We start from the raw sequence: 14,324 nt of genomic DNA, 5'->3' as shown, positions 1-14,324 counted from the left end.
TTTTTCCTCCTAATTTTCAGTAAAAAATACAGGATTGCTATTAAATCTTACATCTATGTATCCTTTAGCACTAACTAAATTTGCATCTAATAATACATTTACCGCTCTATTTATTTTTTTATCTATATCATCCACAGTTCCTAATTTTACACATATATTGTTAAAATAGGCCTTAATATCTATGGGATTACTCACATCTAAATCAGTTACTCTAAAAGACAAGTCATTGTTTTCAACCATATTTCCAAAAGCAGTTATGGCCTTAATTTTCCTATCATCCTTACTTTCTGTAGTTTTACCTATATCCTTGTTAGTATAATTTATACCTTCTAATTTTACTAACTGCATATTATTTATGTTGCCTCTTTCCTCAAGCAAAATACCTGTTTTATCTATAACAAAATATGTATCACTGTTTTGGCAATAAAATATAGAAGACCTTTCTTTAACATTTATATTTATGGTATTAGGAAGAACTCTAGTTATTGTAGTCTCCCTTATATAAGGGTTAGTCAATATATTGTCTTTTATATCCCTTAGATTAATATAAAATATATTATTCCCTGTATACATTTTGGAATTACGAATAATTTCACTACTTGAAATACTTTTATTACCATATACTCTAATATGCTGTATATTAAAATAAGGCAACTTTAAACATAGTATAAGAAATACTGCTATGAGGAAAATCATACCCATGCATGTCTTTTTTAACCTTTTTTTTCTCCTTCTCTTAAGAATCAATTGATTATCTGTTTTTTTTAAAAGCTTGCTCATATTATATCAACTCACTTTAACATCACAAATGAAATAATAAACTTAAAATACATATACATATTAACATTTAATAAAATTAATTTCATTAAAAATATCCATTAAATTTTTATATATTTTTTATTACAAAAGTATTAATTATATAAATTATAGCATTACAGATTTTGTAATGCCATAATCTAACCATATCTGCTTTGCCTTGATATATTTAAAAGTATTCCCATGGCTATCATATTTATTACAAGTGACGATCCACCATAACTTATAAAAGGTAATGGAACTCCTGTTACCGGCATAGCCCCTGTTACAACTGCTATATTTATTATAGCCTGCACTGCAATAACTGAAGTTATTCCAGTAGCTACTAAAGTGCCATAAGTATCTTTAGCCTTTATTGCAATTACAATACCTCTCCATACAAGTACCACAAATAAAACTACCACAACTGTACATCCTATAAGCCCAAGTTCCTCTCCAATTATAGAAAATATAAAATCAGTATGAGGCTCCGGTATGTAATAACATTTTTGCCTTGATTTTCCAAGTCCCATCCCCCATATTCCTCCAGAACCTAATGCTAAAAGGGATTGTATTAATTGATATCCACTTCCTTTAGGATCTGCCCAGGGATTTAAAAAGCTTGTAAATCTAGCCATTCTATAAGGTTCAAATATTATACCAGCTATTCCTCCAAGTCCTACCACCCCCACAACTCCAAGCATGTGGATAATTTTAGCCCCGGAAACATATAAAATTATAAGAGTAACTATCATTATTACAGCTGCTATACTAAGATTTTTTTCTGCAAATACAAGTCCTGCATAAAATCCTGATACTAAAAGATAGGGAATTACTCCATAGAGTAGTGTTTCTATTTTCCTTCCACCTTTAACTTCTATGCTTCTTGCCATATATAACACCACAATATATTTAGCTAATTCTGAAGGCTGAAATCCAACAGTTCCCACCCTTATCCATCTTTGAGCACCATTAGTAGATTCAAAAGCAAATACAATAAGCAAAAATACCACACATATTATCATAAGTACTTTTGTGTATTTTCTTATTTTTCTATAATTCACTTTAATTGTACAAAACATAAAAAATGTTCCTATCAGTGCCCATAAGCCTTGTTTCTTTAAAAAATACATACTGTCTTGTGTGGTTTTATCAAAAAATGCTTTGTAAGAACTTGCACTATAAACCATTACTACCCCAATAGCCGTTAATAACATTATAGTTGTAAATAATGGAAAGTCTATAGAACTCATTTTAGCATCTGATTTATCAATTTTCATAAAAATCCTCCTAGATTATTACTTTACAAGGCCCACAGAAATATGTAAAACTCCTACATTTTATCTAAATTTTATAAAGATAAAAACCCTAAAAGACATAGTATTACTGTAACTATACAGAACACAGAAACTACCTTGGTTTCGTGCCAGCCTGAAAGTTCAAAATGATGATGTATAGGAGCCATTTTAAATATCCTTTTGCCTGTAAATTTAAAGGAAAACACTTGAAGTATAACAGATAATGCCTCTAATACATATATTCCTCCAATTATTATAACCAATAATGGAAGTTTTAATATCATGGCTACTGCACCCACGGCACCTCCAAGTGCCAATGAACCCGTATCTCCCATAAATATCTGTGCTGGAAAAGCATTATACTTCAAAAATCCCAAAAGTGCACCGGCTAAGACTGCACAGAAAACAGCTAAGGTGATATGTCCCATAGCAAAGCTTACCAATGCCAGAAAAGTCATTACCAAGAGTGTGACGGATGTGGCCAATCCATCAAGTCCATCTGTTAAATTTACTGCATTTGTAGTAGCTGCAAAATACACTATTATAAAAGGAATATAAAATACACCCAAATCCCAGGTATCCCTTTTAAAAGGAATTATTATGGAAGTCCCTATATATGGATTATTAGCAGAATAATAAGCAAATATTCCAGATACAACCAGCAATAATATCATTTTTTGATAGGCCCTAAGTCCTAAATTTTTTCTTCTTACTATTTTTAAAGTATCATCAATGGCTCCAATTATTCCAAATCCTATAAAAGCATATAAAGCTATCATAGCCTCATCAGAGGGCTTTTTTACTATTACTGCCATAGTTATAAAAGTTGCCAGTATAAATATTATTCCACCCATAGTTGGAGTACCTGCTTTTTTAAGATGAGTTTTTGGACCATCTTCCCTTATACTCTGCCCAAATTTAAACTTATGTAGAAGTGGAATTAAAATAGGTCCTTCTACCATAGCTATAAAAAATGCTATTAATACAGAACAGATAAGTTTATACATATAAATGCCCTAAATAAAAAGGGTCTTCACCTCCTAATAGCTGCTGCTTTTCTTTAGTGTTTCTATTATAATTTCGAATTTCATAAATCTAGAAGCCTTTACAAGTATGGTATCCCCTCTTTCAATATATTTTAAAATAAAATCTGTTAAATCTTCATATTTATCAAAACCCATAAAATTTCCTTTTTTATTAGCTGATTTAAACCCTCTTTCAAAATCCTTTTTATATTCTCCAATACCTATTAAGAGGTCTATATCCTTTTCTCCTGCGTACATTCCAACTTCCTGGTGCATCTTATATGCTTCTTCCCCTAATTCCCCCATGGTACCAAGTACAGCTATTTTTCTACTTGATTTAAACCCCTTCAAAACATCAATAGCTGCTTTCATAGATTCAGGATTTGCATTATAACAATCATTTATTATGGTAAATTTTTTTTCCCTGATTATTTCCATTCTCATGGAAGTAAGTTTTATATTTTCAATGCCTTCTCTTATTTCATCATAACTCATATTTAAAAGTCTTCCACAAGAAATAGCTAAAAGGGAATTTACTATATTATATTTTCCCGGCATATTTATTAAAAACTTTTCTTCTGTTTTAACATTATTTTCATACACCTTAAATTCAATACAGTCCTCCTCCAATACTATGTCATAAGCTGAAACATCCGAATTTTCTCCCAATCCTACTCTATTTAAAGTAAAATTTTTTTCCTCTAGAGTACTTAATAAATCATTATCTGAGTTTATAATTAATATATTTTCCTTAGAAAAGAAATCTGTTATTTCAAGTTTGGCATTTAATATATTTTTTCTACTTCCCAAATTTCCTATATGTGCTCTTAAAACATTAGTTATTACTGCTATATCAGGGCGTGCAGCCTTAACCATATTATGTATTTCACCTCTCTGGTTCATCCCCATTTCAAGCACTGCCACTTCATAACTATTATCTAATTTAAATAACATATGAGGCAGGCCTATCTGATTGTTAAAATTTCCTTCTGTTTTAAATACCTTAAATTTAGCGCCAAGTACAGCTGCAATTATATCCTTGGTGGTAGTTTTTCCCACAGAGCCTGTAACACCTATTATTTTTACATCAAGCCTGCTTCTATAAAACTCTGCTAGTTCAAGTAGTGCGGTATTTCCATTTTCAACCTTAATTATAGTGGTAAATTCACCTATTTCTTCACTTTGAAATTTTACTTCATCTATAATACAAAGAGATGCTCCTCTTTTACTTGCACTCTCTACATATTCATTCCCATTAAATTTTTCTCCTTTTAAGGCAATAAATATATCCCCTGGTTGTAATTTTCTACTATCTGTACTTATATTTTTATAATCGGCATATTTCCCTTTTAGTATTACTTTCCCCGATACAGCGCTAACTATATCATCAAAACTCATATGCTCCAAAAAACAACACCCCTTTTTTAGTTCACAGTTCACAGTTTACGATTCACAATGCACAATTCACAATTGTGAATCGTGAATTGTTAATTGTTAACTGTGGATTCCTCTATGATTTCTGCTACTATTTCTCTTTCATCAAAATGTATTGTCCTATCCTTTAAAACCTGATAATCTTCATGGCCTTTTCCCGCTATAACTACTACATCTCCTGTTTCAGCCATTTCCATAGCCTTCTTTATGGCTTCTTTTCTATTTTCAATTACAATGTAATCGCTTTTTTCAATACCTGTTAGTATATCCTTTATTATAGCCATAGGCTCTTCTCCCCTAGGATTATCAGAAGTTACCACTGCAAAATCAGAAAGTTCTGTACCTATTTTTCCCATTATAGGTCTTTTGGTGCTATCCCTATCTCCACCGCATCCAAATACAGAAATAAGTTTTCCCTTGGTAAATTCCCTAGCACATTTTAATATATTTTCAAGTCCATCTGGAGTATGAGCATAGTCTACTACAACTTCATATCCCAAATCATATGATTTTGTGACTATTTCACATCTGCCTGGCACAGAAGGCATATCTTCTAATCCCTTCTTTACAATATTTAAATCTATTCCTTCGGCCAGACAAACCCCTGCACTTCCAAGAGCATTCATTACATTATACTTTCCTGGTATATTTAAATTTATATGCTTTGTATTCCCTTCATATGATATATTAAAATTTACTCCTCTGGAATGAATTTTTAAATCATCCGCCATTAAATCTGCATTTTTATCCATAGCATAGGTTAATTTTTTACCCTTGGCATCTCCATATACCCTTTCTCCATATTTATCATCTATATTTATTACAGAATTAACTGTATTTTTAAACAAAATAATTTTTGATTTATAGTATTCTTCAAAGGTTTTATGAAAATCCAGATGATCTCTGGTTAAATTTGTGAATAGAGCCTGACAAAACTCTACTCCATATACCCTATCTAAGTATAAGGAATGAGAAGATGCTTCCATAACACAATAATCCACACCATCATCTACCATTTCCTTGAATAATTTCTGAAGTTCTAAAGATTCAGGTGTAGTCCTATGGGAAGGTATCTTTTTGTTTCCTATATAATTTGATATGGTACCTACCACTCCCACTTTATAACCCGCAGTCTCCAATATAGATTTTACCATAAATGTAGAGGTGGTTTTGCCATTGGTACCAGTTATACCTATTATTTTCATATTTTCAGCAGGATTATCATAGTAATTTGATGAAATGAGTGCCAATGCCTTTCTGGTATCTTTTACTTCTATTACAGTGCAATCGGGAATGAAATCAACTTTCTTGCTTACTACAATTGCTGCTGCTCCATTTTTACAGGCACTTTCTATATACTTGTGTCCATCAGTAACATATCCGGTAATACATACAAATAAATCTCCAGTTTTAACTTTTCTTGAATCATATTGAATTTCTTCTATATCTAAATCATTTTTTCCTTTAATAATTTTGTAATCTATTCCCCTCAATACGTCTTTTAGATTCAAAATATCATCTCCTAAATTATATTATAGAATTTACTTTTAAATTCAGCCAAAGCAATGAAATCAAATTTATACATAGCATTGGCATGCAACACTTGTATATATAACGGTATTGCATGCCTTAAACTAATTTTCTATTGACTCTTCCATTATTTTATTATAATTTTCTTAAAGCCAACTGTAAACAATAACTTTAATCGCCCTTCTCTGTACTAATAATTCCCGTACTATTACTTTGTGCTGTACTACTATCTCCAGAAGTTGAATCTCCTTTTATGGCAAGATAATTAAATATATCTGCAAAAAGCTGTTTTGCCGTAGGAGCAGCTGTTTGAGCTGCATAATAATTATAGGGATCTGGCTCATCTATGGATACTAATACTGTTATCCTTGGATCACTTGAAGGAGCCATTCCTGCAAAAGATGCTACATATTTTCCAGCCTGATATCCTCCAACTCCAGCTTTTTGTGCTGTTCCAGTTTTTCCCGCTATATGGTATCCATCTATAAAGGCATTTTTACCTCCACCTTCTGAAACTACCCTCTCTAAATATCCTCTAAGCTGTGCAGTCTTATTTTCATCTAATATTTTACTGCTGTTATTTTTAACGTTATATTCTTCATCAACAATTTCTTTTCCTTTGCTTTCATCATAATGCTGTATTTCCTTCATAACATGAGGAGTAATTAAAGTACCTCCATTTGCCACTGCATTAAAGGCCCTTAAATACTGAACTGCAGACACAGTATTCGCTTGTCCGAAGGAAATAGTAGCTAAATCTATATCACTTATATTCTCTGTCTTTTTTATTATCCCCTTAGCTTCCCCTGGCAAATCTATTCCCGTCTTCTGTCCAAAACCAAACTTTTGTATGTAGGCATTTAATTTTTCTTTTCCTATCTTCTTTCCTAGTTCGGCAAATCCCACATTACAGGAATTTTTAAGTATATCTGGAAAAGTTTGCACTCCATGACCGGAAGTCTGCCAGCAGTGTATGGTTCTGTTGCCAATGGTTATACTTCCATCGCAAGAAAAAGTATCATTTTCTCCTACAGAATTTGTCTCAAGGGCAGTTTGTGCAGTTACTACTTTAAATATAGAACCCGGCTCAAAGGTATCACTTACCGCTCTATTTCTCCATATCTTCTGTAATTCATCATAGGTTTTATTTTCTATCCAGGGATTATTTGGATCATAATCCGGCTTATTGGCCATGGCAAGTATTTCTCCCGTTTTAGGATCCATAACTATTATGGAAACTGCATTGGCCTTATAATCATTTAATGCTTGCTGTGCGGACTTTTCTGCAAAATGCTGAATCATTTCATCTATAGTAAGAACTATATCCTTTCCATCTACAGGTTTTGTAAATTCTGATATAGTGTAGGGAAGCTCCTCACTTTTCCTATCTAATTCTGCAATTCTCCTGCCAGGGGTTCCCGCTAGTTCCTTATTATAATAAAGTTCTACTCCAGTAAGACCAACTCCATCTGAATTAGTGTGTCCTAGTACCTGAGCTAAAAAATTGCTATTTGGATAATATCTTTTGGTATCTGCTGATATTAAAACTCCATTTAAATTTAAAGCAGAAACTTTATCTGCTGCATCTTTTTCAACTCTTCTCTTTAAAGTAGCCGAAGCAATAGGAAGCCCTCCTGGAAGAGTTTTATTTAATATCTTAGATACTTCACTTTTTTCCATAGAAAGGGCACTTGCAAGATCACTAGCCACTTTATCTTGTGATATTTTCTTCTCCTCCATAGTACTTCTTAAAGTATTCATATCTAAATCTATTCTATAAACATTTGCACTAACTGCCAGCTCATTTCCATTCCTATCTAAAATCCTCCCCCTTTTGGCATCAATTTTCACGTCACTTGTCCACTGAGCTATTGCCATAGATTTAAGTTTAGGTGAATTATATATCATTACATAACACATTCTAATTATCAACAAAAAAAATGCCATAAACAGGAAGCTAAAAACAATTATCATTCTCTTTCTGATAATCACCCTGTCCCTATATTCCATTTTAGACAAAATTACTTACCTCCATATTAATTGCTTCAATTTATTTAAAATTCCTTTTTGTGTTTTTATTTCATCTACATCCTCTTGTGTTTTTACAGTTTTTTTATCTATATTTACATAAACCGCTTTTCCTGTGTCTGAAACTATCATATGAAGTTTATTTACAGCAGTGTTTTCTATGTACTGCAAATTATTATATTTTACCAGGTCTACTTTTAAATTTTCATTTTCTCTGCCAACGTTATCTATACTCATTTCTACAGAATTTAATTCAGTCTGCATATTATATATTACAGAATACCTATACACCAAAATAACACCTACTATAAAAGCTAAACCTATATTTCTTATAATCTTAAGCTTTTTCTTTACTTTTATACGGTTCTTTTTATCTTTCCCTGTATTTTTACTGCCATATTTTTTTTCTTCAGTTTCTATATAAGGTCTGTACTCTGGCTGTAGAACGGTATTACCATTTACCATATCTTCTTCATTCATTAATATCACTTTATTCACCTCACCTAAACTTTAGAACTAAATTCTCTCAGCTATTCTTAATTTAGAACTTTTGCTTCTCGGGTTTATAGATTTTTCTTCTTCTGTAGGAACTATCGGCTTCTTATTTATAATCTTTACAATAGGTTTTTTCCCACATACACATATGGGAAAGTCCGCTGGACAAGTGCAAGGATTCTCAAGCATTTTAAATTTGGATTTTATTATCCTATCCTCTAAAGAATGAAATGTTATAATGGTTATCCTTCCTCCTGTATTTAAATTTGCTGCACTATCCTCCACTGCCCTATCAAGTATTTTGAGTTCTTCATTTACCTCTATACGTATGGCCTGAAAGGTTCTCTTTGCAGGATGACCTTCTTTTTGAAATTTTAAAGGTATAGCCTTTTTTATTATATCTACCAACTGTAGTGTAGTACTTATTGGAGATTCTTCCCTTGCCTTTACTATAAATTTTGCTATTCTTCTGGAGAAATTTTCTTCCCCATAATCTCTTATAATTCTACAAAGTTCTTCTTCATTATACTGATTCACTATTTCATAAGCAGATAATGAACTATCTCTATTCATCCTCATATCTAAAGGAGCATCCTTCATATAACTAAATCCCCGTTTTCCTTCATCTAATTGATAAGAAGAGACTCCTAGATCCATAATTACACCATCCACTTTATCAATTTTTAATTCCTTTAAAATTTGTTGTATATTATAAAAATTATTATGTACATAAATAACATTCTTAAAATTTTTTAATCTTTCTCCTGACCAATTAATGGCAGAAATGTCCTGATCAATTGCTATTAATTTTCCTTTGTCAGATAACCTCTTTAATATTTCTAAAGAATGGCCTCCTCCCCCTAAAGTACAGTCCACATAGATTCCATCTTGTTTAATATTTAAGCTATCTATAGTTTCTTTTAATAGCACAGGTATATGCTTGAATTCCATAAAAAGTATCCTCCAATTTTGCTGTTTTAAACTTATAATTTGTTAATATGATACTTATTTTACTTTTTTTTAATAACTGTTTAAATCACTAAAAATTAATATTCTATACTAACATGTAAATTCCTCTTTTTTTATTATAATTTTAATATTTTTTTAAAATCTATTAAAGTGCTTTATCCGAACGCTACCATTGCTAACACCCCCAGCTTCTTCACCAGCTTCTTCAAAGGTGGGGGAATAAGCACTGCTACGCCCCTGGATAAGTTCTTCCCCTAAAGGATAACGTATTCTAAGTGCTAAAGACACTAAGAATACTGTTAATAAGGTTCAGATGGAGAAAAGCATTCCTCTATAGCAAACTCCATCTGAGCCTAAGAATCACTTGATTATTGAAATAATATTATTTGTAGAGTATAATTTTAAATGAATCTTACACTAGCTTATACTAATTGAGAAGGGAATGTACATAAATGAAACTTGGAATTGTAGGATTACCGAATGTAGGAAAAAGCACTTTATTCAATGCCATAACAAAAGCAGGGGCAGAATCTGCCAACTACCCTTTTTGCACTATAGAGCCCAATGTAGGAGTGGTAAGCGTCCCAGATAAAAGACTGGATGTACTGGAAGAAATGTATAGTTCCAAAAAAAAGATACATACCGCCATTGAATTCTATGATATAGCGGGTTTAGTTAAAGGTGCCAGCAGAGGAGAAGGCCTTGGAAATAAATTTTTATCCCATATAAGAGAAGTAGAATCCATAGTTCATGTAGTAAGATGTTTTGAAGATGAAAACATAGTACATGTGGATGGAAATATAGATCCTATCCGGGATATTGAAACTATAAACCTAGAACTTATATTTTCAGATATAGAAGTGATGGATAGGAGAATAGAAAAAATACAAAAGCTTTCTAAAAGCGGAAATAAAGATGCAAAATTCCAGCATGATATTATGTTAAAGGTAAAAGACCATCTAGAAAAAGGATTGCCAGTAAGGACTTTAGAATTATCAAAAGAAGAAAAAGAATTTGTTAAAGATTTCTTTTTACTGACAACAAAACCTGTACTTTATGTAGCCAATGTATCGGAGGACGACTTAATTTCTGGAAATTTGGAAAATGAATTTGTTAAAAAAGTTAAGGAATATGCCAAAAATGAAAATTCTCAGGTAGTAGTTATCTCCGCTAAAATAGAAGAAGAACTTTCTTCTTTAGAAGAGGATGAAAAACTGGAGATGTTAAAGGAATATGGGCTGTGTGAAGCAGGACTCGATAAATTAATAAATGCCAGTTATAAATTACTGGGACTTATGAGTTTTTTAACTGCTGGAACTCCAGAAGTAAGGGCTTGGACAATAAAGCAGGGAACAAAAGCTCCTGAAGCTGCAGGCAAAATACACACTGATATACAAAAGGGATTTATAAGGGCAGAAATTATATCCTATGACAAACTTGTAGAATGCGGCTCAGAGTCAGCTGCAAAAGAAAAAGGCTACTATAGACTTGAAGGTAAAGACTATATAATGAAAGATGGAGATGTAGTCCATTTTAGATTTAATGTTTAAATGTATAATTGACAATGAACATAAGTACATTGTCAATTATATTCACACATATTTTTACCTATTTGAAGAATATTTTTTTAGTTCTCTTTTGGCTGTATGAATTACAGTATTATAATCTCTTTCCATTAGAATTTCCACTGCATCTTTCAAGTTAGACATACAATAAATATGGAAATTACCCTTTTCTATTTCTTTTTCCACAGGATTTTTTAAGGCCAGACTTTTAATATTGGAGTTTGGAATAAGCACTCCCTTGCCTTTGGTTCCCCCTAGTATTTTGCATATCTTGAAAAATCCCTCTATTTTTTCGTTTACCCCTCCTATAGGCTGTATTTCTCCAAACTGATTTATGGATCCTGTTACCGCTATATTTTGTCTTATTCCTATTTTAGAAAGTGAAGATATCATACTTATTACTTCAGCTACAGAAGCACTATCACCATCTATTTGTCCATATACTTGTTCGAAGCTTAAATAAAAATCTACAGAAAACTTATCATACCCTCCCGTTAGCCTTTTTATATATCCCTTAAGAATATTTATGGCCTTATTGTGAATTTTACCACTTAAGTCGCTTTCCTTTTGTACATCTATAACATCTCCATTACCCTTTAAACAAGTACATGTTATTTTTATAGGTTTACCAAAATTAAAATATCCTGTATTAATGACAGACAGACCATTTATCTGACCTACTACTTTTCCGGTTATATCTATAAATATCTGTCCCGCCCTATACATATCCATCATTCTTTTCTCTATTAATTCCTCTTCATATGCCGTATTTATAATATCTGTTCCAGTTATAATTTTTCTTCCATCCTTTATCACCCTATTGTCTGAAATCATTAGAATTCTTTCCAATTCATAATCATCCATAAACAATTTATCTCTATCCTCGGCTTTTCTCGACAAAAATTTTGCCAGCTCTTTTATACCTTCTTCATCCACATCATGAAGTTTATTGCTTCTGCATATGGAAAATACTTTCCCTAGAAAAGATATTTTTGTTTCTTTATTGATATTTAAAAGGGCATTATATTCTACTCTGATTTTAAATATCTTTTTAAAATCTTCATCATAACTATATAATAAATCATAGGTATTATAATCTCCTATGAGTATTATTTTTTCATTAAATTTTATAGGTTCTGGTTTTAATCCGCTTAAAGACAATAGTTCCAAATATCCTCTATCATAGTTTAAATCGATTTTACCGCTTATAATAGATTTTTTAAAATAGTAGTAAGCTGATTTATTATTTAAAAGACTGCTTACCCTAAGTATTAAGCAGCCTCCATTTGCCTTTAAAAGAGACCCCGGTCTTATGAGATTTACCCCTGTAGTATAGGTTCCATTTATATTCTCATATTCCACACTTCCAAGTAAATTATTCACATTTGGATCTTCTTCAAAAATTATAGGAGGTTCTTTATTTTCACTATTATCCACAAGAACATTTACAGAATATCTATAAATTATCCTGGATATATTCTCTTTATCATCTTCATAGCTTATAGAATATATATCCTTTATTTCATTTTCTATATTACTGCATGCCTGATTCAGAAATTCTAAAGCTTCATTATCTTCTTTAAATAATTTTAAATACTCTTTCTTTATGTCTTCTGTTTCTTTTTCATAATAGCTATTTATAATAAATTTAATTTTTTCAATTTGGTCAAGTTCTATATTCTTTAATTTGTCAAGTATTTCTTCTGAACTATTTTTTAATATATTTACTTTGTCTATTATATTTTCTTTTTCTTTCATTCCCAGTATTTCATATTCATTTTCGTTCATCATTTCTCCATTCTGTTTTAAAGGAATAAAATTAAAGCCATTTTCAGTGATTTTCAAGGTAAATCCTTCTTTGTTGGATATTTCTACAATTTCATTTATCAATTTGCTTCTTTCTTTCTGAAGTTCTTCTACCAGAATTTCTTTTTCCCTGTGGGAAGAACCATTATAAAATTCATAGGTACATTCAAAATACTTCTTCTGCACCTTTCTCAGCATAACTTTCAATTCTCTGCCCTTACCTGAAGTTAAAAATAATACTTTAGGTTTTTTCACATCTTTCACTACCACATAACATATATCTTGCAAAGGATTTTTGTTTTCCATGGTACTTTTTATAAATTCCATGATATTCTCAAGTTTATCTCCAGAAAAATCATCTATAAGATATATATTGTATCCTTCTTTATTTATTTTCAATGCCATGTTAATCTTTTCATATACTTCTTTATATTCAGGTATAAATTTAAATGTTTTACTTATATCATGTTTATCTTGATGAGCAAAATCAATATCATATAATTTAAAATTATATATAATTTTTTCTTTAGACAACTCCCTATCCATATCTCTTCCCCCTTTTTTAGCTACTTAATATAATAATATTCCTAAAAACTTATTTAGGAACGAAAATGAGAAATAAGTATATATAAAACTAATATGGAAACTATAATTTAAGAATAAACAGTTATATTTTAAAAATATACATAACTATGATATAATATAATAAAATTTTGTCTGTTATTTCCGTTGAATATTTGGCCTTAATATCAAATTATTCTTATATTCAAGTAGAATTTCCTATCAAGTGTCTCTAAAGTTTAAAATGGAGTTTGCTCACAGCAAATACTTTTCTCCATCTAAATATTAGAAGAACTTATAAAGGAAATCAGCAGTGCTTATCTCCCAACTTTAAAAAAGATGAGAGTATTAGCTACTTACAGCCTTATGATAAAAATAAAGTAATAAAGGGGTTAATATTATATGAGTTTTAAAGAGAAGATTGCACAATACTATACAAAATCCTATTTAAAAAAATATGGAGATAGATTGACTCAAGTACAAGGTACTGTAGTGTCTGTTAAAATAACCAGAAAAACTATACTATGGATATTTAATAAATTAACAGTAACTCTTTTAGTCAGACCTGAAAGAAGTAAAAATATAGTAAAGTGTTCTTATATCAGAAAAAAGTGGTTTAAAAAACCGGAATTTATATCTATAAATCAGGGAAATTTAGTTTTGGTTCAAGGTCTTAAGGGAAAAAGAGGAAAGGGAAACAGAGAGAGCTTAGACCTTATAAACATAAGGAATATTACTTCAAAAAAAGACTTAATACCTATAGAAGGCAAAATGCCTAAAGTACAAAAAATAAAGAGATTTAAATGATAAATGCAGGA

At 30.9% G+C, this 14,324-nt stretch carries 11 protein-coding genes; 2 read left to right on the top strand and 9 right to left on the bottom strand.

The genetic code is table 11. From position 1 onward, the window contains the following. Nucleotides 1–9: 9 nt before the first annotated feature. The 8 genes from BS101_RS07375 to rsmH form a co-directional block, all read right to left on the bottom strand. Nucleotides 10–780 (bottom strand): cell division protein FtsQ/DivIB, encoded by a 771-nt coding sequence (locus tag BS101_RS07375; protein WP_073538241.1) that lies wholly within the window; start codon nt 778–780, stop codon nt 10–12. A gap of 176 nt (nt 781–956) precedes the next feature. Then, nucleotides 957–2,069 (bottom strand): stage V sporulation protein E, encoded by a 1,113-nt coding sequence (gene spoVE / locus BS101_RS07370; protein WP_073541176.1) that lies wholly within the window; start codon nt 2,067–2,069, stop codon nt 957–959. Between the two features lie 77 nt (nt 2,070–2,146). Then, complete coding sequence (mraY, locus tag BS101_RS07365; RefSeq protein ID WP_073538240.1) at nt 2,147–3,100, bottom strand: phospho-N-acetylmuramoyl-pentapeptide-transferase; 954 nt, start codon at nt 3,098–3,100, stop codon at nt 2,147–2,149. 33 nt (nt 3,101–3,133) lie between these two features. Further along, nucleotides 3,134–4,525 carry a UDP-N-acetylmuramoyl-tripeptide--D-alanyl-D-alanine ligase gene (locus BS101_RS07360; RefSeq protein WP_073538239.1) on the bottom strand — a complete coding sequence of 464 codons (1,392 nt, stop codon included), beginning with the start codon at nt 4,523–4,525 and terminating at the stop codon, nt 3,134–3,136. Between the two features lie 80 nt (nt 4,526–4,605). Continuing rightward, a complete protein-coding gene (locus tag BS101_RS07355) occupies nt 4,606–6,063 on the bottom strand; it encodes a UDP-N-acetylmuramoyl-L-alanyl-D-glutamate--2,6-diaminopimelate ligase (RefSeq protein ID WP_073538238.1) in 1,458 nt (485 codons plus the stop codon). 190 nt (nt 6,064–6,253) lie between these two features. Then, a complete protein-coding gene (locus tag BS101_RS07350; protein ID WP_073538237.1) occupies nt 6,254–8,101 on the bottom strand; it encodes a stage V sporulation protein D in 1,848 nt (615 codons plus the stop codon). Nucleotides 8,102–8,107: 6 nt separating this feature from the next. Next, entirely contained in the window at nt 8,108–8,590 is a 483-nt protein-coding gene (locus BS101_RS07345; RefSeq protein ID WP_198039603.1) for a hypothetical protein, read from the bottom strand. 36 nt (nt 8,591–8,626) lie between these two features. Continuing rightward, nucleotides 8,627–9,556 carry a 16S rRNA (cytosine(1402)-N(4))-methyltransferase RsmH gene (rsmH, locus tag BS101_RS07340; protein WP_073538235.1) on the bottom strand — a complete coding sequence of 310 codons (930 nt, stop codon included), beginning with the start codon at nt 9,554–9,556 and terminating at the stop codon, nt 8,627–8,629. Nucleotides 9,557–10,026: 470 nt separating this feature from the next. On the opposite strand from rsmH, the gene ychF reads away from it, so the two are divergent. Further along, a complete protein-coding gene (gene ychF / locus BS101_RS07335; protein WP_073538234.1) occupies nt 10,027–11,124 on the top strand; it encodes a redox-regulated ATPase YchF in 1,098 nt (365 codons plus the stop codon). A 54-nt stretch (nt 11,125–11,178) separates the two neighbouring features. Here ychF and BS101_RS07330 read toward each other — a convergent pair whose 3' ends face one another. Then, nucleotides 11,179–13,491, bottom strand: coding sequence for an AAA family ATPase (locus BS101_RS07330; RefSeq protein ID WP_073538233.1), 2,313 nt, complete (start codon nt 13,489–13,491; stop codon nt 11,179–11,181). A 417-nt stretch (nt 13,492–13,908) separates the two neighbouring features. On the opposite strand from BS101_RS07330, the gene BS101_RS07325 reads away from it, so the two are divergent. Further along, entirely contained in the window at nt 13,909–14,313 is a 405-nt protein-coding gene (locus BS101_RS07325) for a hypothetical protein (RefSeq protein ID WP_073538232.1), read from the top strand. Nucleotides 14,314–14,324 lie beyond the last annotated feature (11 nt).

The sequence above is a fragment of the Clostridium kluyveri genome (assembly GCF_001902295.1).
Classification (GTDB): domain Bacteria; phylum Bacillota; class Clostridia; order Clostridiales; family Clostridiaceae; genus Clostridium_B; species Clostridium_B kluyveri_B.
This window is presented reverse-complemented; position numbering and strand designations above follow the sequence as displayed.